We start from the raw sequence: 21,427 nt of genomic DNA on the forward strand, positions 1-21,427 counted from the left end.
GACACTCGAACAGGGACCGACCAATGTTCAACCCAGCTAACGAAACGCACTTCAGCCTGACCGTTGAAGACTACGTGGGCGACCTGCAAGTGCTGTCGTTCACCGGCACCGAAGGCATCAGCCAGCCCTATCGCATGGAGGTGGAACTGGTCAGCGAAAACCCCGACCTGGACCTGGAAAAACTCCTGCACAAACAGGCGTTCCTGGCGTTCGACCCGCAAGGCTCCGGCATCCACGGCCAGATCTACCGCGTCGCCCAGGGCGATGCCGGTAAACGCCTGACCCGCTACAAAATCTCCCTGGTGCCGCAACTGCAATACCTGCACCACCGCACCAACCAGCGCATCTACCAGCAGATGTCGGCGCCGAAAATCATCGCGCTGATCCTCGAAGAACACGGCATCAAGGCCAACGCCTACAACTTCCAGTTGAGCGTTACCTGCCCGGACCGTGATTACTGCGTGCAGTACGACGAAACCGACCTGCACTTCGTCCAGCGCCTGTGCGAAGAAGAAGGCATTCACTACCACTTCCAGCACACGCCAAAAGGGCATTTTCTGGTGTTCGGCGACGACCAGACCGTGTTCCCCAAACTCGGCCAGCCCACCGCGTATGTGCAAGGCAGCGGCATGGTCGCCGCAGAATCGGTGATCAAAGGCTTCAAGCTGCGCCTGGAAACCCGCACCGGCCGCGTCACTCGTCGCGACTACGACTTCGAAAAACCGCGCCTGCAACTGGAGTCCGCCTACAAACCCGACGGCGACAGCACCGAACCGGACCTGGAAGACTACGACTACCCCGGCCGCTTCATCGACCGCGCGCGCGGCAAGTTCCTCAGCCAACGCGCCCTCGAACGCCACCGCGCCGACTACCAGCAAGCCGAAGGCCACGGCGACCAGACGCGTTTGGTCAGCGGCCACTTCCTGGAACTCTCCGACCACCCGCGCACCGAGTGGAACGACCTCTGGCTGCTCACCGAAATCCTCCACGAAGGCAAGCAACCGCAAGTCCTCGAAGAATCGGTGACCAGCGACACCACCGACAACAAAGACGACTTCCACCAGGGCTACCGCAACCGCTTCCTCGCCACCCCATGGACCGTGTTCTACCGCCCGGCACTGCAACACCCCAAACCCCGCGTCCTCGGCAGCCAAACGGCCCTGGTCACCGGCCCCAAAGGCGAAGAAATCCACTGCGACCAGTACGGCCGCATCAAGGTCCAATTCCACTGGGACCGTGAAGGCCAGGCCGACGACAAAACCAGCTGCTGGATGCGCGTCTCTTCCAGCTGGGCCGGCGACCGCTACGGCGCCATCACCATCCCGCGCATCGGCATGGAAGTCCTCGTCACCTTCCTCGAAGGCGACCCCGACCAACCCCTGGTAACCGGCTGCCTCTACCACAAGGAAAACCAGGTCCCCTACGAACTGCCGGCGAACAAAACCCGCACCGTCTTCAAAACCCTCAGCTCACCGGGAGGCGGCGGCTACAACGAACTGCGCATCGAAGACAAAAAAGGCGCCGAACAGATCTACCTCCACGCCCAGCGAGACTGGGATGAAAACATCGAACACGACCAAAAAATCCGCGTCGGCAACGAACGCCACGACACCGTCGAGAAGAGCACCTACACCGAACTCAAAGCCGAAGAACACCGCACCACCATTGCCGATCGCAAGATCGAAACGCGGATGGACGATCACCTGACGATCGGCCAGAGCCAGCACGTGAAGCTCGGGACTGCACAGCTGACCAGTGCCGGGAAAGAGATTCACCTGAAGGCTGGGGACAAGATTGTTATTGAGGCGGGGATGGAACTCACGGTTAAGGCCGGGGGGAGTTTTATCAAGCTGGATGCCGGTGGGATTACGGTGGTTGGGCCGGTGATCAAGATCAATGCCGGTGGGTCGGCGGGGAGTGGGACCGGGATTGGGATCAAGCCGCCGGTGCTGCCGGGCGCGGCCGACACGGACATCGCTGGCGACGTACCGCCCCAGGCACTCGGCAACGCCCCGACGCCGATGCCGCCACCGCCAGTCTGCAAAGAATGCCTGGCCCGGGCCAAACGAAACGCCCAGGCCCTGGCCGCGCGATAAAGGACGACTTCATGACCACAAGCAACCTGCACTGGCTCGACGAGTTATGGGTCAACGCCCAGCAACTGCAACACCAGCACCTCGACCTGCTGATCGACGCCACCAGCCTCGACTACCCGCTGCTGCAAGAACTGGCAGAGCAAACCGACGCGCCGCAACTGGCCAAACTGTTCGAAAACACCCCGGAAGTCGCCATCGCCGACTTCGGCCCGCTGCTGCTGCGCGTAGATACGTCCCAACGGCCCTGGCTGAAAACCTTCATCAGCGCCGTCGACTGCAACAAACACGTCGTCGCCCTGTTCAGCCCTTGGACATTCGAAGCCTTGGCCGACCACTTGCGCGGCTTCCTCCAGGCCCAATGGAACCAGGGCCGCTCGGAAGGCGTGTTGCGCTACTACGACCCGCGCCTGCTGCTGCCCGTCGCCGAAACCCTCACCCCGGCGCAAAGCAACGCCTTCCATGCCGCGATCATTTCCTGGCACTGGCTCGACCGCGACCAACGCCCACAAAGCCTGCCCGGCAACTACGTCCGCCACGCCGCCGCCCCACCCAGCGCCCCAGTCATGTTCGACCACGCACAAGTGGCCAACCTGCTCGCCTGGACCGAAGCCGACGCCTACCGCATCGACCACTGCGCCATCCCGCAGCACTATGGTTTAAGCCGTAATGAGAGCCTTATTCGTCATCTGTATCGCAGCCAATTGGCGGCGAACCAGAAGGGATTGAAAGAGCCGGAAGAGCGGGAGCCGTTTATTGATCAATGGCTGGTGGAGAACTCACCGTTTGTGATTGATGAGCCGGTTAGGGCGTTGATTTGATGAGTGGGTTGGCGGGGGGGGCGGGGGAAGTGATGGCTTCCTGGCTGGTCCGTGGGTGGGTGTTGGTGGTGCTGGTAGGGGTAAGCGGGTGCCATTCAGGCCCCGAAATGGTGTCTGCCCCGGTAACTGGTTATAACCATACCTCCGCAGAAATTATACGGTTCAGTATCAATGGCGCTGGCGGTCCTCGGATTCCACCCAATCAGGCTGGAGGTGAGGTTTGCTGCGGCGTACTTCCTGTTCAATGGACCTCTGAACTTAGAGCGTTTATCGAATGGGACAAAGACCCAAAGCCATACGAATCCCTAGAGCGTGATCAGTACGGCCAAATTGTCAAAGAGGCCGCTATTCGCCACACCGTTGGTTATTCTCATCACTCAGCTACTGTAGAAATCCCTAAATACGCTGAAGAAGTGTGCGCTTTGCAAGTTCACTTTTTTCCTTGCGATCAAGTAAGGGTGTCCACGACTTGTTATACCCTTGGGCATCAGAATTATCCCGACAAGGCGTATTTTCAGGTAAAGGAGTCGACGACATGTCCGGTTCTTTGATTGGGCTTTTGAGGGACTTCGGATCTCGGAGTTGTAGTGGTTTGCTTTTCGTAAGTCTGTTGGGATTAAGCGGTTGCCATACGCATCCCGAAATGGTGTCAACACCTGTAACAGGATTTAATCATACTTCGGCCAGTATTATAAAGTTCACCGTGAACGGTGCCGGGGGACACAACATTTCGGCATTTCAAGGTGGAGGGAGTCAAGTTTGCTGCAGCATACTCCCTGCTCAATGGAATTCGGTGCTTCGGGCGGTCGTTGAGTGGGATAAAGACCCTAATCCCGATAAAGTTGTTAAGCGTGATAGATATGGGCAAATTGATAAGGGCGGCTATAAGAAGTACGCGGTCAATGTCTCTCACCACAAGGCGACTGTTGAAATTCCACAGTACGGTAGCGAATTTTGCGCGCTTCAAGTTCACTTTCTTGTTTGTGATCAGGTGAAGGTTTCTACGACTTGCTTTACACCTAAGCATCCGGATTATCCCGATAAGGCTTATTTTCAGATTCAGGAGTCGACGACATGTTCGGAAATTTAGAGAGGCTCGTGAACCTGATGGCGACAAAAAAATGTGATTTTTATCTCGCGGGCAAATATTTACATTCTCAGGCAGCATCAACCCGGTTCTCCGGGCATTTAAGTATTACCCGATGAATATGGAGGGATCGAAGGTATGTCAAATCTAATAGGGAAAGTTGTCAGCAGGTATTTTGGAATGTCATTTCCATTCGTCAGATCATTACTGAGGCCAGATATGCCTATGAAGGCTCTATCCCGTTCTGGAAGAGCGTTTAGATCACGCTTTATACGTGCGATTTTATTGCTGGCTGGCATATTAACCATGACTGCCTGCCAGGCGCAGTCAAAAATGCTCCCTACATCGGTTACTGGCTATAACCATACTTCCGCCGCTATTAATAGATTTACCGTCAATGGCGCTGGAGGACCGAACATAGGCCCGCATCAAGGTGGAGGAAGCGAAGTTTGTTGTGGTGTAATACCAAGGGTATGGACACCTGGATTAAGAGCCATTGTTGAGTGGGAGGCAGACCCTAATTCAAATTCGTCAACCAAATGGCCTCCTCTTGGTACGGATGCTTTTCGTGCAGAGTTAAAAAAACACGCAGCTCAATATACGCATCACACGGTGACTGTCGATATTCCAAAATACGAAGTTGCAGGCTCTTTGAAGGTGCATTTTCTTCCATGTGATCAAGTTCGCGTTTCAGCTGACAACATTAAGCGCGGAGATCCTGCCTATCCTTATAACTTTCCAATGATTATGGAGGAGCCGAAGGTATGTCCAAACAAATAGGCGCAGAGATTAAATCTCGTCCAGCCTCTGCATTGGTGCCACCAGTGTTTCCTGGGCAAGGACGTTTGCCTACAGATCCAAATCAGGTTTCGGAAAATATACGTAAACAAAAGGCGGATGAGACACGCTTTACAAACCAACAACGAAAACTGCTCCAGTCTATGGGCAATATTCAAAGCGGTCCGCCATGCAGTAAGGCTTTGCATATAACAATTGCGTTTGATGGAACCAACAATAATGACGCAGCTGACAGCTCTTCGAGTCCATCCTCGTGTAGCAATATAGCTCGTATATTTCATGCGAGTTTAGGTTCAGATCCTACAACCCAAACAGGGTACTATCGTTACTGTAGTCCAGGGGTGGGGACAACATTTCCTGAGATCAATGAAGTTGTACCAGACTCATTCGGCCTGATCGGCGCAAATGGTGGTGAGAATCGAATAAATTGGGGGTTAACCCGACTGATTGCGGCCCTAAAGGATGCTATTCCGGAGCAAAATCCGCTTTCGCCAGATCAAACGTTAGAGTTGGTGGAGGGCATGGCGACTTCTTGGTTAGGTACTGTCATGACGGCAGGGCTGATGGAAAATGGAGAGAAAAAGCGCGAAGCAGTTATGCGGCCGCATATCCAAGATCTAGAAAAAGAGCTTAAGAAGTTCAATGAGGCAGACCAAAAGCCTCGAATCCTAGCGATGCGTTTGTATGTATATGGATTTTCCCGTGGGGCTGCTCAGGCGCGTACTTTTGCTAACTGGCTTCAAACGTTGACGCGTTGCCAAGGCGATAGTGGCGTCATGGAATACCGCTTTGCAGGCTTGCCGTTGTCTATAGAGTTTCTTGGTCTCTGCGACACCGTTGCTGCAGTTGGTCTGGCTGATAGTGCGCCATTCGCTGCTGGGCATATGGGGTGGGCTGACGACACCATGCGGTTGCCTGAAGACCTGATCACCGCGAGTCTGGACACAACAGTTCCCGAAGATCGTCACTTTTTAAAGCGCTGCGTGCATTTGGTCTCGGCTCATGAGCAGCGCGCCAGTTTTCCTCTGGACTCTATACGCCGCCGGCCAAAAAAAATTGATGGTCAGCGGGATACAGAAGCGCCGTCCGGCTATCGTGATAATACCGTCGAGTATTTTTATCCTGGCGTGCACTCGGACGTAGGAGGCGGGTATTCACCGAAAGACCAAGGCAAAGCAGTCGCAGGCACCAACGAATTGTTGTCCCAGATTCCTCTGCATCATCTCTACGCTGAAGCGTTCAAGGCCGGTGCTCCGTTGCAAGTCCCCAAAGAAGCCCTTCTGCCCGATCACGAGGTGTGGCGTGCTATGGAGAAATCCGTCTTAGGCGAATTCGATTTCAGCGCTGACTTGGTTCGACGCTTCAACGCTTGGCAAGCGCAAGCCAAAGGAGGTGCTTTAGAGGAGGTAATGAAGCAGGAGCATGTGCTAATTACCGCATGGAGAATCGACCGTTATGCCGGTGGCGTAGAAAAGCAACCATTCTTTCAAAGCTCTTCCTCTGACATGCCAAAAGCCAAAATTGATGCTTGGGAAGCGATACAGGCACGCAGAGATGCCAAGACTTCTGCTGCTGCTGAGGGTAAGCCTGAGCCGACTTATACAGAGGCTGAGGAAAAGGAAAACCAACTGAATATACAAATTGTCGGCGGCCAAGAAAAAGTCGACAAAATGCGTTGGGAGAAAAAATTTGAGCCTCCTCTAGATCATCGTCAGTTGAGTGGAGCAGCGGGGGAGTTCCGGCACGACTACCTGAAAGAGTGGGGCGTGGTAGATGATTCAATCACTATTGGTGGCGTAGCCGACATGCTTCTAGGCGGTACTGTGTTCCTTATAAATGAGGAGGACGAAGCCGAGGAATACGCATACCTACATGATGAAGGCACAAAGCGATACGAGAAAATGTTTATCGCTCCGAATAAGCCTAGACCCGGTCAGGAAGATCTAGTGGCACTGTTCGATAATCAGGTTCATGACTCCCGTGCATGGTTTATGAACCATTCCGCTATCGGCCCGCGAGAACCTTTTACGGACTATTTCCGTATTCGACTGGTTCATTTCGATAACGAATCTAATAAGCAACTATCACTCTTGGTTACTGCTGGACGAGTAATCGGAGTTGGTATTGCCTTGGCTAGCGTAGGCCTGAGCATTAAGAGGAAAGACCCTCGCATGTTGCTGGGGCTGTTCCTGCCGTCCTTGGCGAGGCCAGTACTCAGCGGCAAAGTGGGTCTTCCGGAAATCAGCGCCTTCGACCCGCTTACCGGTATTGCACTACCGATGCTCACTAACCTGGATTCGTTGAGGTCGTTCACTAAAGAACCGGGCGACATGGTGGCTAAAGTCGCCGCATTACCCGCGCTGCAGCCGCTTACCGCAGCCAACGCAAACACTCCAGCCCTTCAGAAAATCCTGGTGGCCCATCAGGCAGTCGAAGCAGCCCGCAAGAAAGACGCTAGTGCCTTGGCAAGTCTGGTGGCCAAAGCGGCTAACGATGAGGATAAGCCCGGAGGTTGGATGGACATGGTGGCCGATCAGGCTGGTAGCTTGAAGTCGTCTGAAAAGAACGTGTAACTGCAAAACGATGAAGGGCGGCTCTTGATGAGCCGTCCTTTGCGTTTGTGCGCTCAGGTTTTTGGATCAGAACTCGCGACCGGATGAGGTTCTCCCGGCTACCCTTACAACTACCCAGCGCAAATGGACGAACCTAGGGTCTGTCCAGGCTCCTAATCCCCAACACAAAACGGCCCTGATTGTTGGTAATTCCAATCAGGGCCGTTTTTTTATTGGGCTGGCGAGCCAGGTTCGCGTTATGCCTTAGCCCGATGCGCCCCCGGATCTGGCGAATCAATTTGATCCAGCGCTCGCTCCACCAACAAATGCACTCCATCCGCCAATCGACTCAATGCCAAGGCTACCGAGCGGCGTGAGCCTTCCACGTCATCGGCGAGGTCTGCGGCGATGGCGCTGATGGATAGCAGGTCTTCGGACGCGTTGGCCAGGAGGGTTTCGGTGTGGAGGTCGGGGGTGACGTTGAACAGGGCGCCTTTGCGGGGCTTGGTTTTGGGTTTTGCGTCGGGTTTTGGGCCGAGGTGGTAGTCGAGGGCGCGTTCGGCGGCTTCGTGGAGTTTTCTGGAATCGAGGGATTCGTAGGGGGATGTGGATAAGTCGTCGGGTGGATTTGGTGTTGGTTTGATCATAGGTGTAACTCCGTAATTTATGGAGCTGGCACCATTTCGCTTGCGCTTCGAAAAGGTGGCAGCTGTGTATAGGTGTGCAAGACCGGCGGAGCTACAACCCGGCAGACCCGAAGGTCTCCCATACACAGCAGCCATAACGACTCGCGAGCATAGGAAAACACTCGATGAATTGCCATAACCAAATTGTGTACTCCGTCAGACTTGCACGTCCGAGTCACCGATTTTGCGGTGACGAAGAAAGGTTATCCCTATGAATGCAGCCCGCCTAGTTCACGAACACCCCCACGTATCGAAGGAAATATCCGATGGTTTTGCAGGCAATGTAAGCGGATGATCCGACACTTTTAAACGCAGCCACCGCACAGCTTAAACAAGGGCTTTTTGAGTGATCGACATGGATTGTTTAGTGAACAAAAACCGCGCAGCACTGAAGGCTGCTTTCCTGCTGAGCCTGTTCCTGGGCAGCGCGCATGCATTCGCTGAAGACCCACCTTGCCCGTTCGAAGTCCCGCAAACAGATCTGAAGGTCGCGAGCTGCGCTGAAGAAGGGGGCGTGAACATCCTGAAACTCGTGCCCCGCAACAACCCCGAGTCCACCAACGTCTTCGATAACCTGCCCACCTTCATCGTCTCCGGGAAAAACCTGGAGGACATTTTGGCGGTTGTCGGAATCGACAGCGCACGGCGTTACAACAAGCTGATCGAAGTGCCTCGCGCTGAAGAACTCAGGGAGTTTTCGGACGCTGCGCCCACCGCAAAAGCGTTAATGCAGCAGCCAGGCTGGACGCTGTTGGACATGAGAAACGTTATCTACCCTGGCCCGGAGGATGTTGAGGGGTTTTCATTAACCTGCAATACGCTTCAAGCAGAAACAGCCCAGGGTTTTGTCGTGGTTTCGCAGTGCAATACCTTTTATGAAGAGGGTGTATTGAGCCTGAAAAAACTCCTCGCCCGAATCACCTGCAATCCCCCAAAAAGTGAAGCCTTCCCAGCGCTGCAAACAGAATCGGGTGCTATCGTTTTCAACTACACCAACCTGCCCGAAGACGAATCCCAAGACCCCGACGAAAAAGCCATCGAAATCGATTTTGTAAATTGCGCCGACGGTAAAAAGACGAACATCGGCGGCCTGCCATTTCTGGCGGCCACTGGACGCGTTCAAGCGGCTTTCTTCGCTCAGGCCAAACCCGACGCCGAGCCAATGCTGTTCGTCATTCATGCCGTCGGAATCAGAGCCGATACCGGCGTTAATTATTTGGGCGAGTACTACACCGTTCACGCGTATTCCCCTACGGCGAAGGGCTATGTGAGGGATGAGCAACTGTCGAACTACTTCGGCAATGGCGGCGATATCGTGCGCGATTTCGACTCCGAGGAGTTGGTCTACACATTCCCCTATAAAACCGCCGATGCCATCGTCGCCAAACTCAATTCCGCCGCTTATAAACACTGGGCAGCGGGAGACAAAGTAACGCTCACCATCAACAAGAAGACCTCCATCTACAGTTCGCCGGTTTTAGCGGAGGTGACGAAGATGTATTTGATCCCGGGTGATTCGGTGTTGCAGGAAGGGGTTGAGGCGGGTTGGGTCAAGATCTTGTTCAAAACCCCCAAGGGCAAATCCATTCGGGGTTGGGTGCAATGCGGTGATACGGGTGGTTGCTGATTGATACTTCGGCCTATGAGTGGGGGCTCGCCACTGCCATTAATAAATAAATCTGTCCCCAATTTCCTGTCCCCAATTTCCTTTAGACTTGCCCCCCTCAAGGAAGCCCTCAGGACACGGAATGCCAGTCCCCTCAAATACCCTTCGCCAAGCCCTGGTTGCTTGGCTATCCGCCGCCGCGCTGGTGCATCTGCTGGTCAGTATCGTGCTGACCTGGGTCGGCCCTTCGGGATGGCTCGACGTCTACCTGCAAAACGTCGACTACGCCTTCTGGACGGACCTGCCACCGCGCGCCGCCCGCGAGCAGGAACTCTGGTGGCTCGCCGTGTTCGGCGCCACGCTGCAAAGTTATTCGCTCTACATGCTCGGTCTCGTGCGCATCGGCAATCGCCTGAAAAGTCCCATGGCCTGGGGCTGGTTGATCGCCGGCATTGTGCTGTGGGCGCCGCAGGACATGTGGTTTTCCCTGACGGCGCAGCTGTCGGTGAACCTGTGGATCGACGGCTTCGCGCTACTGACTTTATTGCCGCCGCTGATCTGGCTCTATCGCCACGACCGCCGCGCCGCCTCTTCAAACACCCCACCGAGTGACGCTGACCATGCCTGATTTTTCTCTTCTGGATTGGGCGGTCGCGCTGCTGATTGCCCAGGCCATTTTGGGTGCGCTGGATACGATTTATCACCACGAACTGCCCGTCGCGCTGCCGTATCGGCACAGTGCGCGGCTGGAGTTGTCGATCCATGCGCTGCGCTCGTGTTTCTACGGGGTTCTGTTTCTGGGCATGGCGCATCTGGCGTTCCAGGGCACGTGGGCGATTGTGATTGCGCTGCTGTTTGCCCTGGAGATTTGCCTGACGCTGTGGGATTTCGTGGTCGAGGATCGCAGCCGCAAACTGCCGGCCATCGAGCGGATCATGCACACCGTGTTGGCGGTGAATGGCGGGGCGTTTTTTGCGCTGTACGGCGTGCAACTGGCGCAGTGGGCGAGCCTGCCGACAGGGCTGACCGCGATTGATTTCGGCTGGCGTGGTTGGTTGCTGACGTTGTTCGCCATTGGCGTGACGGCCTCTGGGATTCGCGATGGCTTGGCGGCGTTGCGCATGCAGCGCGAAGGCAAACCGTCGAACCCGTTCGCGGGTGGCACTTACAAGCGCGTGCTGGTGACCGGTGGCACCGGGTTTATCGGCGAAGTGCTGGTCAATCAACTGCTCGACGCCGGTCATACGGTCAGCGTCCTAGCGCGCGATCCGTTGAAAGCGGCGTACCTGTTTGATGGTCGCGCCCGGTGCGTGCGCTCGCTGAGCAAGCTCGGCTACGACGAAACCTTCGACGTGGTGATCAACCTCGCGGGCGCACCGGTTGCCGGGCCGCGTTGGAGTGAGAAACGCCAGGCGCAATTGATCGCCAGTCGGGTCAATACCACCGAAGCGCTGATGTGCTGGCTGAAGAACGCCACGCACAAACCGGCGCTGTGGATTCAGGCCTCGGCCATCGGTTTTTACGGCGTGCGCGATGCCAGCGAAAGCCTGGATGAAGGCGCGAGCAAGGGCGACGGTTTCATGGCCGAGTTATGCGCCCAGTGGGAAGCCGCCGCGCAACCGGCCACCGAGTTCGGCGTGCGTCAGGTGGTGCTGCGCTTGGGCGTGGTGTTCGGCCCGGGCGGCGCGTTGTTGCCGTTGCTGATTCCGTTTCGCCTGGGGTTCGGCGGGCGCATGGGCGATGGGCAGCAGATCATGAGTTGGGTGCATCGCGACGATGTGATTCAAGTGATCGCCCGTGCTTTCGAAGACGACAGTTTGAGCGGCACGTACAACCTGGTGGCGCCGGATGCGGTGAGTCAGGGCGTGTTCGCCAGCCGCGTCGGTAAAGCCCTGAAGCGCCCGGTGTGGTTCCACATTCCCGCCGCGCCCGTACGCGCACTGGCCGGCGAGATGGCGCAGTTGTTTTTCGACGGTCAACGGGTGGTGCCGAGCCGATTGACCGAGGCCGGCTACACCTTCCGTTACCCGACCCTCGACGCTGCCCTGCGCGACCTGGCCTGAGGATTGTCCATGAGCAAGCCTGTGATGTACCTGCTGGCCGGCAACGGCAGCGCCGCCGAATGGTGGGATGACGCGCTGCCGCACTTTCAGCGCTACCACGTGGTGCCGCTGGAATTGCCGGGCTTCGGCAGCAATCCACAGGCGCCGTGCGAAGACCTTACGGCGTACGCGCAAGCGTTGCTGGCGATGACGGTTGAAGGCAGCGCGATCATGGCGGTCGGGGTCAATGCGTTGCTGGTGTTGCACGCGCTGCAACGTCAGCCGGGGCACTTTTGCCGCAGCGTGTTGCTGGCGCCGGTCGGCGCATTCTTGTGGCAACGACGGTTGCCGGCGTTGATGTCGCCGCTGCCGATTCGCAAGACCATTCACTGGTTGCTGTCGAACAAACCCGCCGTGTTCGCGCACAAGTTCTCCAACCAGACCTGGACGCCCGCGCAGTACCAGCGCATGGGCGCCGGATACGCTCGCTGCCGCGCGTTTGTGCCGCACTGGGACCTGGTGCGCGCCGACACGGCGTTGCCGCTGTTGGAGTGGATCACCGACGCGGTCGAGCTGGTCTGGGGCGATCAGGACAACGTGCTCGGCATCGCGCAGGCTGCCGCGTGGTCGGCGATTCTGGCTCGCGCAGATCTCACAATCAGCTTGAAAACCGGCTGGGGCCATTACCCGTGGATCGACTCAGCGGCAGAATTCGCCGGGTGGCTGGAATCGGGCGAATGCGGATTCGTTGCGCACACCAAGGGCGGTCGCTTGCGTCTGGCGGAGTTGGCCGGGCAAGCGGTGCCGCCGGCGCTGTCGCTCAACGAGGGTCAGGATCCGCGCTTGCCGGCGTTTCTCGCCAGTCAACCGGACGCCACGTGGGCGGTGCGTTCCTCCAGTTATGGCGAGGATCAGGCCGATGCGGCGAATGCCGGGTTGAGCACCACGTTCCTGCGCGAACCGACGTCCAACGTGTCGGCGCGCATCGCCGAGTTGAGCGCGGCGGGTGTGGAAGAAGTGGTGGTGCAGCGCTTCATCACGCCCAAGGTGTCCGGGATCGGGTTTGTGCGGCATCTGTCGGTGGAACTGGAGTGGGTCGAAGGGCATCTCGAGTCGCTGGCCGACGGTCAGGTCAGCCCCGAGCGCGCGATCATTTCCCGCCTCGGTGATTCGTGGAGCAGCGACACGTTCAAGCCGTCCCATGGCCTGACGGCGGACCTGTTGTGGCGCTTTCTGCAAGGCGTGTTGCGGGTCTTTCACTACGTGCCCGGCGACGTCGAATGGGCCTGGGATGGCCAGCAACTCTGGTTGCTGCAATACCGGCCGATCAGCGACTACGGCTGGCGCCGGCACCTGACCGCCGCCAACATTGCCGAGATCCTGCCACCGCAACCGAGCGTGTTCGTGGAGTACGCGCAACGGCGTGCGGCGGCGAGTATTCCGGCGATCATGGCGCGTTGGGACTCGCGGGTGTTGCAGGACAACGAGCCGTTTACCGCGGTGTTTGGCGGCGCCTCATACATCAACAACGACCTGTTTCTGGCACGGTTGGCCGACTGGGGGATTTCCGCCAGCAGCTATGCCGGTGAAGTCGGTGGCGCGACACCGCACCTGCCGTGGCGACCGCTGCGAATGCTGCGTTCGTTGCCGTTGTTCCTGCGCATGCAACGTATCGCCCGCGGGCACTTGCTGACGTTGGAACCGCGCTTGCGCCGCTTCGACGAAGAACTGTCCGGACTGATCGCCCAAGGTGCCAACGGCCAACAACTGGCCGACTGGTTCACCCGGTTCTATGTGTTCGTGGTGCAAGGCAATCTGTGCATCGCCACATCATTGGCCAGCAGCGGCGGCGATCTGCTGGGCCGGCCGCCGACGGCGTATGAAGATCTTGAAAACAGCCCGCATCGATTGCCCTGGGAAACCGATCCGGCCACGCCACGGCCGGCACCGACTGACTTGCCGTTGCAGGCCTTCCCGCAATGGTCGGGGCTTATCCGTGTCGCCCATTCCACTGGCCTGCCGGGCCTGCGCGGCTACTACCTGCAAGTGCGCGAGTGGTATCGCGACAACCTGATGCGGGTGTTCTTCCGCCTGCACCACGCCATGCCGATGGCGGATCGAGTGCATTGGTTCGCGCCGCATCCAGACATTCGCAGCCGCGACGGCAGCTTCTGGCAAGACGGTCGCGAAGGCACCGAGCAAGCGACGGGTTTCATGATTTATCCGGGGCAGGTGCAAGGCATTCTGGGCGACGACATTTTGCTCGAAGACACCCTCGACCCCGGTCGCCACGCGCACTACCAGGCCGCGCGGGCAGTGATTGCGCGCATGGGTGGGCGCTTGTCCCACGGCTCGACCTTGTTGCGTGAACTGCGCAAGCCTTCGGCGGTGTTGCCTCAAGTTGATGTGGCATGGCTGGGGTGTGAGGTGTTGTATCGCGATGGTGAACTGACGTTGGTGAAGTAGTTTTTTGATGAAAAGGAATTCTGTTGTGGCGGGTTTGAAGCGTGGGTACCTGGCGTGGTGGGCGCTGGTGATGTCGTCGGCGGCGTTTGCGGCGGAGCCGGGTGCAGTGCTATGCCCCAGCGCCAATTTTGTGGAGTTCGTCACCGCGTTTACGGCGAATCCCGATACTCAGCCAGCCTTTGTCGCTTCGCCGGTGATGGAGTTGTCGGTGGTCTCCACCGGGTCGAAACCCCTGGTGGTGCAACGGCAGGTGGCGACGCTGGCGCCGCGATCTCTGACTGAGTTGTCGGCGGACTACATCGCGAAATCCGGGCTGAGTTTGCAGGTTCAGTTGCCCAACTATGTGTTCGTCCGCGACCACAAAGGCGAAGTGCTGAAGGCCTTCACGTTCAAGTTCGGCGACTGCTGGAAATTGGTGCGGGTCGAAGACTGGTCGCTGGAAAAGGTGCTGTCCGAGCAACAAGGGGAACTGCGCGCTGCGCCGGGTGCCCGCGCCCTCAAGCGAGGGGCGCTGTATGACAAGCTGACGAACGAGTCGGGGTATCCGGCCGACGTGCAGTTGTATGTTTCGTCCCTGGACAGTTACCTGGACGGTGCCGCCCAAGGTAACGACCAGGCGGCCTATGCTGCCGCGTCAGTCAGCCTTTCGGGGCAGGCGCCGCGCCTGGACAACAGCAAAATTCTCGAGCTTTTGAGCCAAGGTTCCCGAACGCTGGCCCAGGCCAGTCATGCACTTTCCGGGTTTTATTGTGACGAAGGCGAGTATGGCGACCCGCGTCCTTGCGCCGACCCGGCAAAATCCCTGGCGGCGCTGAAAAGGTCCGCTGCGCAAGGTTCGCCCTATGCGCTCAATGACCTGGGCAGTGCCTTTCAACGTGGCACCCTGGGCATTCAGGATTCGCCACGGGCACTGGCCTGTTACCTGGCGGCGGCCAACATGGGACAGGAAGATTCACGCACTAACGCAGAGCAGTTGAGCACTCAAGGCATACAGGTTGACCCGGCCAAGCCCTGCCTGATGCCGGAACCTGCCGAACAAGCCCAGGTGTTGGGCTGTCCCTCGAAGGATTTCGAAGGGTTTTTAGCCGACTTCATGGAAAGCACGGCCAGTCAAAAAACCTTCACCCGCGTTCCGATGAAGAAGCTGATTACGGTAGACGCCGAGCCTGAGCCGAAGCAGGTCAGTACGTTGCTGGATCGCAGTGACCTGGTGTTCCCGCTGATCCCCGAGGCGAAGGCGCGCGCGATGCAAGGGCTGACGCTGGAGATCGTGGACCAGAGCGACACATCGGCGACGGTGAAACTGCAAAAACCGGATACGGGTTATCAGGTGATTTACCGGTTCAGTTTTGACGGGTGTTGGGGACTGGACGAAGTGCAGGATTTTTCGATTTGAAGGCGGGTTATTTCAAGGGATTTGAAGTTAAAAGATGGCTGCTGTTGGTGGTTGGCGTGCTGCCGTTGGCGGGTCGGTGCGAGGTGGTGTCGGAGAATCTGTGTTTTGAACTGGATGAGGGGAGCCCGGTGAAATTCGAGCTTCGGACCTATTACGACACTACGAACAAGTTGGAGGGTGGCTTTGTTAAATACGCTTCATCCGGTGTGCCAATCCCCCTGGTTTTAACCGACCACCAAGAAGAAGAAGTAAGCCCGGGCAGGCCTTGGCTGGCCACCACTATGTGGACCGAGGTCTCTGAGGGGAAGGTAACCGGCGAGTACGAAATGGTGAGTCAGGGCGTAACAGTCCTTTCCATGACTTACACCAAGAAATCGAATGGCAAGCAGTACAAGTTTTCTCATATCTGGAATATCGACTCTTCTCTGGAGACGGGATGCCAATGGGAACAGTGAATTTGTTCAGGAGTTACAACATGAAAGGACTGTCGATTTTATTGGGCTGCATCCTGGCCGGTGCAACCTCTTTATCCTTCGCCGCCGAGCCATCCTTCACAGACTTCACCATCACCGAAGTGTTTGCCGGCCCAAACCACGCCCCGGTGCCCCAGGAAAACAGCAATCAATGGATGGATGAAGCGCGCGCACAAGCCCTCGCCGGCAAGGTCAATTTCGCCGGGCACTACGTTCTGCACCGGATGGGCTGTGGCGGCAGCACGATGTGTGTCGAAGTGCTGGATGCGCAGACGGGCGAAATCGCCACGGGTCTGCCGAATGCCTACGACGGCAACGCGCTGGCGCTGTCTTACCGGCCCGACAGCAACTTGATCATCGTCTACGGCATCACCGTCGACACCGAAGAAGACCTGATGGGTAAACCGCTGAAAAATCTCTACCGAACGCGCTATTACGAGTTTGTGAACAACGAATTCCGGCTGTTGAAAATCACCGATTCATAAGCGATCTGGCAAAGGGAGTTGTCTTTGAAAAAGTTATTGATGCTGATGTTGCTGGCCTTCCCCGCATTCGCTCACAGCGAAGTGGAAACGGAAATTGACTGTTTTCAATCTCTGGAGGGTAAAAACATAAAGCTTGAGTTCAGGATCTACCGTGATGAAGCCGCGAAGTGGAGCGGGGCCGGGGCCAAGTATGGGACGTCCAAAGAGTCGATCCCGCTGGTGTTCAAAAGTACCGAGCAAGAAGAAATGGCCGAGGGCCGGCCTTTTCAATTCACCACCACCTGGGTCGAAGTCGTGGGCGGCGCCGTCACCGGTGAATACGTCATGGTGCGCCAGGGTGCGTTGATTTACGGCATGTCCTACACCAATGCCAAAACCAAGAAACGGTTTGAGTTTGATCATCACCCGTTGACTGAGTCTTCTGCCGAGAAGGGGTGTCAGTGGTGAAGCTGTTTACCTTGAAGATTTCAATGTGCTTGATGGCGCTATTGAGCTTTGGCGCGAGTGCTGCTGAGTCGGTTTTCCCCCACGCAACGATCTGTGGGTATTACGGCAAGGCGACCGGCAGTTGTTCAGTGGCCTTGGATGAAGAGGGCTATGTTTTAGATGCCAGCTCAGGAAAGCGACTGTTCGACGACGCGGAATATACCGGCGCGATGTTTACCAACGCGCTGTATCGATCCGGCAATCAGTACATTCTGGACAGTGAGAATTACTCTTCCGCTAAGTCTCGCCGTTGGGTGGTCTTCAGTTATGACGGCAAAGAAGTCGTCCTGAACCATCTCTATATTTTTTCCCAGAATATCTCGATGCAAGTGGGCCCTTACTGGCATGGCTATGACTGCCGTCCGGTCAGCGCGAAGTTGGGCGCGCATACGGGGAAGTCACTCTTGGAGTCGGCAGCCGATACCCTTTGCAAGGACGCTGAAGCAAACGTGGTAACGGTTGTGGATCCGGCCCCGGCCTCTTCGACCGCCGCTTCGTTGGCAGTCAGTGTGCCGGTGTACAGCGACGGGCAACGCAATGGCGCGGCAACTTATGTGTTCGAGGGGACGGACGAGCCTGAGCTTTTGAAGTTGGCGTGTGATTCCGGCTGCGCGCTGCCCTTGAAAGAAACGGCTTCGCAGAGCACGGGCAAGGTCGCGCAGCCAAGTTCCAATGCCAACCCGCCAACGGTGATCAAACAGCAACAGGCCAGTTTATTGGGTGACGCATCCCGTCAAAACGTGTCTGTGCTGTCCGGTGCAGCCGGTGCAGACTTCCGCCGCCTGCAGATCACACCTGAACACGGCACCGGCAACGACATCTTGCTGGATACGGCCAAGGCATTGCCGTTGATCAAGAGCCAATACTCCTCGGCTACGAGCGACATCTTCAGCGTCAACATCATCAACAACCCGGCTGGCGTGCTGAAGGTCATCGATCTGCAAGGTGACACCGTGTCGGTCAAGCAGTCCTCTGCCGAAGCCGGGAACGCCCTTGTACTGGTCAGCAGCGAAGAAGATAACGCCGTTTATAACTTCAACCTGGTGTTTCGCTACAACAAAAACTCCAGGCAGTTCGAGCTGAAACATGTATTGCAGGTGGTCAACAACGAGTCCTGTGATCACTCGCTTGTCAGTGTTGAAGAAGTACCCAAAAACCTGATCGGCGAAATGTCTTTGGCATCTTTCGATGGTCGCAAGCTGTTTGAACAGTTGTCTGAGTTGCGCATTCAAGCGGGCAGCGAATACAAAAAATTGATGATGACGGACGTCGCGGAACAGCTCGACAAGGCGTTGGCGCTGTATCGAAAAGGGCAGACCGAGGCCGTTTCGACGGCGATGGCGAACTTCCTGATGGATGGCGGCAGCGGACACTGCAATCCGGACAGCTACATCGCGCAAAAGTATGACTTCGCGCAGATGCCGGGTTGGTCCAACGACCTGGGGTTTCTCTTCGGTGAAACCGGCAATTACGAAGAGTCCATTGAGTTGTTGAACGCAGTGATCGCCAGAAACCCCACCCGAACCGTGGCCTATCTCAACCTCGCGGACAGTTACTGGGGCCTGAAGAATAAAGCGCTGGCGGCACAGGCTTACACGAAGTACGCCTCGCTAATGAGCGACGCGGGCAAGGCGTCGAAGATTCCTGCGCGTGTGGCTGAGCGTAGCAGTGGAGTGGTGGAATGAACGGATGCAAGAAGGCGTTTGTGAATTTCGCAGGCGTGGTCCTGGCGGCGTCCATGTTCTCGGCTTTCGCCCAGCCGAACTGCAATGTCGACAGTTTTGAAACATCTGATTGGTTGATCTGCAGCCAAAAAACCTTCGATGCACTCGACACCGCATTGAACGATCAATACAAAAAAGCGCAGGCCAGCTTGGCCCCGGACAACAGGAAGTTATTGATTGATGTGCAGCGCAGTTGGGTGAAGTTCAAGGAAGAATACTGCGAAACGCTTTATCAAAAGGCTGAGGCGGGTGAGGCGGCGGCACTCAAAAAGTGGTCCTGTCTGCTGCACACCACCAATGGCCGGCTGAACGAATTGATGTATTTGCAGACCGGGATGACCAACGATGGTTTCTACAACGCGACCCTGGCGATGGTGGGTAAAGACAACGCCATGACGATGGAGGCAGCAGCGCAGCGGTTGGGAGGCGAGCCGCTGGTTGACCCGGTATGGCAGCACTACGTGGCTGGTCACTGTGAGATGGCTTACGGTCTGTTCCGAGAAGACCTGGATCTATGTGGGCAGCGGATGCGTTTTCAGTTGCCGATCAATCGTTGATCGTGGGCCGTAGAGGCGTTGCCTCGTTAGTTGAAAAGCGTGACTTGGCAGTCATTGACGCCAAAAACCGCATCATCTTCTTCAAACACAACGCAATAGTGTCGTTATCGTCTGAAGTCGCTACACTGCGCCGGCCGTTCATTTTTCTTTGAGGCTGTGCGCATGAAATTTCGTTTTCTTCTGTGGATGCTGGGTTTGTTGATGGGTAAGGCCAGTCGGACCAATCCTGCGTTTCAACAGCAGTTGGGGGACAAGGAACTGGTGTTTCAACTCCAGACCCTGGACGGGAAGGTGGCGCGGCATTTTCGCGTGAAGGATCAGCGCATCACCAGCAAGTCCGGGGTGTATGCCGAACCGGCGTTTGCGATTGCCTTTAAAGACGCGGCGTATGGCTTTGCCACGATGCAGGCGAAGAACAAGCAGTTGGCGTTTATGACGGGGATTCAGGACAAGTCGATTCAAATCAAGGGCAACCCGGCGCTGGTGATCTGGTTCCAGGGGTTGACCAAGTATTTGAAGCCGAGGAAGGCTAAGCCTAAGGCTTGAGTTCGGTGTTGGGGCTGTGACGCGGAGCGTCACGGGATGCGTTACCACGCGGGAGCGTGGGAACGATCGGGTAGGGTTCATCGCGGGCAAGCCTTGCTCCTACTGGAGCGAGGCTTGCCCGCGAAGCTTTTAGGCCTGGGTGAACTGCGAGGCCAGTTCGCGCAGCAGCACTTCGGCTTCAAGCACTTTGCTGACCACGTCGTTGGCCTTGTCGCGGGTCAGGCCCACACGCTCCAGCAACGCATCCGGGATGTCTTCATCCGGCCCGGAGCCAATCCCGCGACTGCGCAGCAAACGCACCGCCAGGCATACCAGGTTCGGGTATTCGGCATAGGCGCCGTCATAGCCCGGATCGTGCTGGAAGCGCAGCGCAGTCGCCAACTCATCCGGCATGTCCCAATAGCGCATCAACCAGGAACCGATCTGTTCGCGGCTGATGCCCAGCAGATGTTGTTCAACATAGCTGTGGCACAGGTGCGGGTTGACCTCCAGGTGGCGGCAGATCAGCGAGAAGTGCGGCGGGAACACGTGGGCCAGCAGCAGGTAGCCGAAGTTGTGCAGCAGGCCGGCGAGGTAGGTCAGGCCGGCTTCCGGGCGCTGGGCCCGGGGCATGGCGCGGGTCAGGCCTTCGATGACGGCGGCGGTGTAGATCGATTGCTGCCAGTACGGCGTGGTGTGTTGCGGGTGGTCTTTGGGCAGGCTCAAGGTCTTGCCGAGGGCCAGGCCCAGGGCCAGGTTGATCACCAGATCGAAACCCAGCACCCGAACGATCGCGTCTTCCACCGAACGAATCTTGCCCGGCGAGGCGTAATACGGCGACGCCGCCCAGCTCACGACTTGCGCGGCCAAAGCCGGGTCGGTTTCAACCACGCCGGTGATGTCGTCGATGGTGGCGTTGGGGTCGACCCGCAGCTTGATGATTTTTTGCGCGGTTTCGGCCAGCGGCGGAATCTCGATGGTGGCTTCCAGGCGTTGCTGGATGCGCCGCGCGGTGAACGCCTGGACGGCCTGGGTGATTTCCTCGCGGTCATCGTCGGGGCGGTCGAGGTTCGGGCGGATGCTGGTCAGGGCTTCGCCGAAGTTGGCGGCGCTGGCCTTGGTCAGCATGCTCTTGAAGGCTTCGCTGGTGATTTCCAGCAGCACATTCGGCTCGCCCGAGTTGATCAGCAACTTCGGCTCGCGCAGCAGGCTTTCTTCGTACAGGCACGGTGAACTGGTCAGCGCCGGCAGGCCGGGCAGCAGGCTCAGGCTGTGTTTGCCGAGCATCTTCTCCAGGCGTTCGGTCGAGACAGCCGTCAGTCGGCGGCCCGTCAGTTCGGCGAGGCGATTGAGGTCCAGCAACTGACTCTGCGGGAACAGCACCATGAGTGCGCCGACCGCATCATCCAGCAAAACCGCCTGCACTTTACGTGCGGCGTTGAGGCCGTGATGGTCGAGGACTTCTTCGTAGGCGATGCCCAGCTTGCCGAGCAGCAGCCGAATAACAGACGGAGCGTGCGGGGTTTCGGGGATGAGGGCAGCTTCGGTCATGGTGTGTATCCGTTTTTGAAACAATTGCTGGAGTATAACCAGCTTGTTTAAAGCCATGGTCCAGAAACTGCGACGGTGC

Annotated in this window: 19 protein-coding genes; 17 read left to right on the top strand and 2 right to left on the bottom strand. The window is 57.3% G+C overall.

Going from position 1 to position 21,427, the window contains the following annotated elements:
- The first annotated feature begins 23 nt into the window (after nucleotides 1-23).
- The 6 genes from tssI (at nucleotide 24) to FQ192_RS16050 (ending at nucleotide 7,372) form a co-directional block, all read left to right on the top strand.
- Entirely contained in the window at nucleotides 24-2,096 is a 2,073-nt protein-coding gene (tssI, locus tag FQ192_RS16025; RefSeq protein ID WP_149659459.1) for a type VI secretion system tip protein TssI/VgrG, read from the top strand.
- Between the two features lie 11 nt (nucleotides 2,097-2,107).
- Entirely contained in the window at nucleotides 2,108-2,914 is an 807-nt protein-coding gene (locus FQ192_RS16030; protein WP_149659460.1) for a DUF4123 domain-containing protein, read from the top strand.
- A 107-nt stretch (nucleotides 2,915-3,021) separates the two neighbouring features.
- Entirely contained in the window at nucleotides 3,022-3,465 is a 444-nt protein-coding gene (locus FQ192_RS16035; RefSeq protein WP_256672295.1) for a DUF3304 domain-containing protein, read from the top strand.
- Complete coding sequence (locus FQ192_RS16040; RefSeq protein WP_149659462.1) at nucleotides 3,450-4,004, top strand: DUF3304 domain-containing protein; 555 nt, start codon at nucleotides 3,450-3,452, stop codon at nucleotides 4,002-4,004. Before FQ192_RS16035 ends, FQ192_RS16040 begins: the two co-directional genes overlap by 16 nt.
- Before the next feature lie 222 nt (nucleotides 4,005-4,226).
- Entirely contained in the window at nucleotides 4,227-4,781 is a 555-nt protein-coding gene (locus tag FQ192_RS16045; RefSeq protein WP_149659463.1) for a DUF3304 domain-containing protein, read from the top strand.
- Entirely contained in the window at nucleotides 4,766-7,372 is a 2,607-nt protein-coding gene (locus FQ192_RS16050; RefSeq protein WP_149659464.1) for a DUF2235 domain-containing protein, read from the top strand. Before FQ192_RS16045 ends, FQ192_RS16050 begins: the two co-directional genes overlap by 16 nt.
- A 236-nt stretch (nucleotides 7,373-7,608) precedes the next feature.
- On the opposite strand, the gene FQ192_RS16055 is transcribed toward FQ192_RS16050, so the two are convergent.
- Nucleotides 7,609-7,998 (bottom strand): DUF6124 family protein, encoded by a 390-nt coding sequence (locus FQ192_RS16055; RefSeq protein ID WP_149659532.1) that lies wholly within the window; start codon nucleotides 7,996-7,998, stop codon nucleotides 7,609-7,611.
- Between the two features lie 394 nt (nucleotides 7,999-8,392).
- Between FQ192_RS16055 and FQ192_RS16060 the strand changes: the two genes are divergently transcribed.
- From FQ192_RS16060 to FQ192_RS16110, 11 genes are all read left to right on the top strand, one after another.
- Complete coding sequence (locus FQ192_RS16060) at nucleotides 8,393-9,664, top strand: hypothetical protein (RefSeq protein ID WP_149659533.1); 1,272 nt, start codon at nucleotides 8,393-8,395, stop codon at nucleotides 9,662-9,664.
- A 121-nt stretch (nucleotides 9,665-9,785) separates the two neighbouring features.
- Nucleotides 9,786-10,271, top strand: a complete 486-nt coding sequence (locus tag FQ192_RS16065) for a cell division protein (RefSeq protein WP_149659465.1) — start codon at nucleotides 9,786-9,788, stop codon at nucleotides 10,269-10,271.
- Complete coding sequence (locus FQ192_RS16070) at nucleotides 10,264-11,706, top strand: TIGR01777 family oxidoreductase (protein ID WP_149659466.1); 1,443 nt, start codon at nucleotides 10,264-10,266, stop codon at nucleotides 11,704-11,706. Before FQ192_RS16065 ends, FQ192_RS16070 begins: the two co-directional genes overlap by 8 nt.
- 9 nt (nucleotides 11,707-11,715) lie before the next feature.
- A complete protein-coding gene (locus tag FQ192_RS16075; protein WP_149659467.1) occupies nucleotides 11,716-14,151 on the top strand; it encodes an alpha/beta hydrolase in 2,436 nt (811 codons plus the stop codon).
- 25 nt (nucleotides 14,152-14,176) lie between these two features.
- The gene (locus FQ192_RS16080) at nucleotides 14,177-15,547 is read left to right on the top strand and encodes a tetratricopeptide repeat protein (RefSeq protein WP_149659468.1); all 1,371 of its coding nucleotides are present in this window, start codon (nucleotides 14,177-14,179) and stop codon (nucleotides 15,545-15,547) included.
- Entirely contained in the window at nucleotides 15,544-16,002 is a 459-nt protein-coding gene (locus FQ192_RS16085; protein ID WP_149659469.1) for a hypothetical protein, read from the top strand. The genes FQ192_RS16080 and FQ192_RS16085 overlap by 4 nt, the downstream gene beginning before the upstream one ends.
- A 20-nt stretch (nucleotides 16,003-16,022) precedes the next feature.
- Nucleotides 16,023-16,505: a hypothetical protein gene (locus FQ192_RS16090; RefSeq protein ID WP_149659470.1), complete on the top strand. Its 483-nt coding sequence runs from the start codon at nucleotides 16,023-16,025 to the stop codon at nucleotides 16,503-16,505.
- Between the two features lie 24 nt (nucleotides 16,506-16,529).
- Nucleotides 16,530-16,952 carry a hypothetical protein gene (locus tag FQ192_RS16095; protein ID WP_256672290.1) on the top strand — a complete coding sequence of 141 codons (423 nt, stop codon included), beginning with the start codon at nucleotides 16,530-16,532 and terminating at the stop codon, nucleotides 16,950-16,952.
- Complete coding sequence (locus FQ192_RS34455; RefSeq protein WP_256672291.1) at nucleotides 16,949-18,676, top strand: bacterial transcriptional activator domain-containing protein; 1,728 nt, start codon at nucleotides 16,949-16,951, stop codon at nucleotides 18,674-18,676. The genes FQ192_RS16095 and FQ192_RS34455 overlap by 4 nt, the downstream gene beginning before the upstream one ends.
- Complete coding sequence (locus FQ192_RS16105) at nucleotides 18,673-19,272, top strand: lysozyme inhibitor LprI family protein (protein WP_149659471.1); 600 nt, start codon at nucleotides 18,673-18,675, stop codon at nucleotides 19,270-19,272. The genes FQ192_RS34455 and FQ192_RS16105 overlap by 4 nt, the downstream gene beginning before the upstream one ends.
- Nucleotides 19,273-19,434: 162 nt before the next feature.
- Nucleotides 19,435-19,818 carry a helicase gene (locus FQ192_RS16110; RefSeq protein ID WP_133835380.1) on the top strand — a complete coding sequence of 128 codons (384 nt, stop codon included), beginning with the start codon at nucleotides 19,435-19,437 and terminating at the stop codon, nucleotides 19,816-19,818.
- Nucleotides 19,819-19,947: 129 nt separating this feature from the next.
- Here FQ192_RS16110 and FQ192_RS16115 read toward each other — a convergent pair whose 3' ends face one another.
- Nucleotides 19,948-21,348: an aminoacyl-tRNA deacylase and HDOD domain-containing protein gene (locus FQ192_RS16115; protein ID WP_149659472.1), complete on the bottom strand. Its 1,401-nt coding sequence runs from the start codon at nucleotides 21,346-21,348 to the stop codon at nucleotides 19,948-19,950.
- Between the last annotated feature and the right edge of the window lie 79 nt (nucleotides 21,349-21,427).

It is taken from the genome of Pseudomonas sp. ANT_J12, assembly GCF_008370045.1.
Classification (GTDB): Bacteria; Pseudomonadota; Gammaproteobacteria; order Pseudomonadales; family Pseudomonadaceae; genus Aquipseudomonas.

What these genes read in the sequence shown, in the direction of transcription:
- FQ192_RS16115 (WP_149659472.1), bottom strand. Translation starts at nt 21,348, where the DNA reads ATGACCGAAGCTGCCCTCATCCCCGAAACCCCGCACGCTCCGTCTGTT.
- FQ192_RS16105 (WP_149659471.1), top strand. Translation starts at nt 18,673, where the DNA reads ATGAACGGATGCAAGAAGGCGTTTGTGAATTTCGCAGGCGTGGTCCTG.
- FQ192_RS16065 (WP_149659465.1), top strand. Translation starts at nt 9,786, where the DNA reads ATGCCAGTCCCCTCAAATACCCTTCGCCAAGCCCTGGTTGCTTGGCTA.
- FQ192_RS16075 (WP_149659467.1), top strand. Translation starts at nt 11,716, where the DNA reads ATGAGCAAGCCTGTGATGTACCTGCTGGCCGGCAACGGCAGCGCCGCC.
- FQ192_RS16070 (WP_149659466.1), top strand. Translation starts at nt 10,264, where the DNA reads ATGCCTGATTTTTCTCTTCTGGATTGGGCGGTCGCGCTGCTGATTGCC.
- tssI (WP_149659459.1), top strand. Translation starts at nt 24, where the DNA reads ATGTTCAACCCAGCTAACGAAACGCACTTCAGCCTGACCGTTGAAGAC.
- FQ192_RS16060 (WP_149659533.1), top strand. Translation starts at nt 8,393, where the DNA reads ATGGATTGTTTAGTGAACAAAAACCGCGCAGCACTGAAGGCTGCTTTC.
- FQ192_RS16055 (WP_149659532.1), bottom strand. Translation starts at nt 7,998, where the DNA reads ATGATCAAACCAACACCAAATCCACCCGACGACTTATCCACATCCCCC.
- FQ192_RS16030 (WP_149659460.1), top strand. Translation starts at nt 2,108, where the DNA reads ATGACCACAAGCAACCTGCACTGGCTCGACGAGTTATGGGTCAACGCC.
- FQ192_RS16045 (WP_149659463.1), top strand. Translation starts at nt 4,227, where the DNA reads ATGAAGGCTCTATCCCGTTCTGGAAGAGCGTTTAGATCACGCTTTATA.
- FQ192_RS16110 (WP_133835380.1), top strand. Translation starts at nt 19,435, where the DNA reads ATGAAATTTCGTTTTCTTCTGTGGATGCTGGGTTTGTTGATGGGTAAG.
- FQ192_RS16050 (WP_149659464.1), top strand. Translation starts at nt 4,766, where the DNA reads ATGTCCAAACAAATAGGCGCAGAGATTAAATCTCGTCCAGCCTCTGCA.
- FQ192_RS16040 (WP_149659462.1), top strand. Translation starts at nt 3,450, where the DNA reads ATGTCCGGTTCTTTGATTGGGCTTTTGAGGGACTTCGGATCTCGGAGT.
- FQ192_RS16035 (WP_256672295.1), top strand. Translation starts at nt 3,022, where the DNA reads ATGGTGTCTGCCCCGGTAACTGGTTATAACCATACCTCCGCAGAAATT.
- FQ192_RS16090 (WP_149659470.1), top strand. Translation starts at nt 16,023, where the DNA reads ATGAAAGGACTGTCGATTTTATTGGGCTGCATCCTGGCCGGTGCAACC.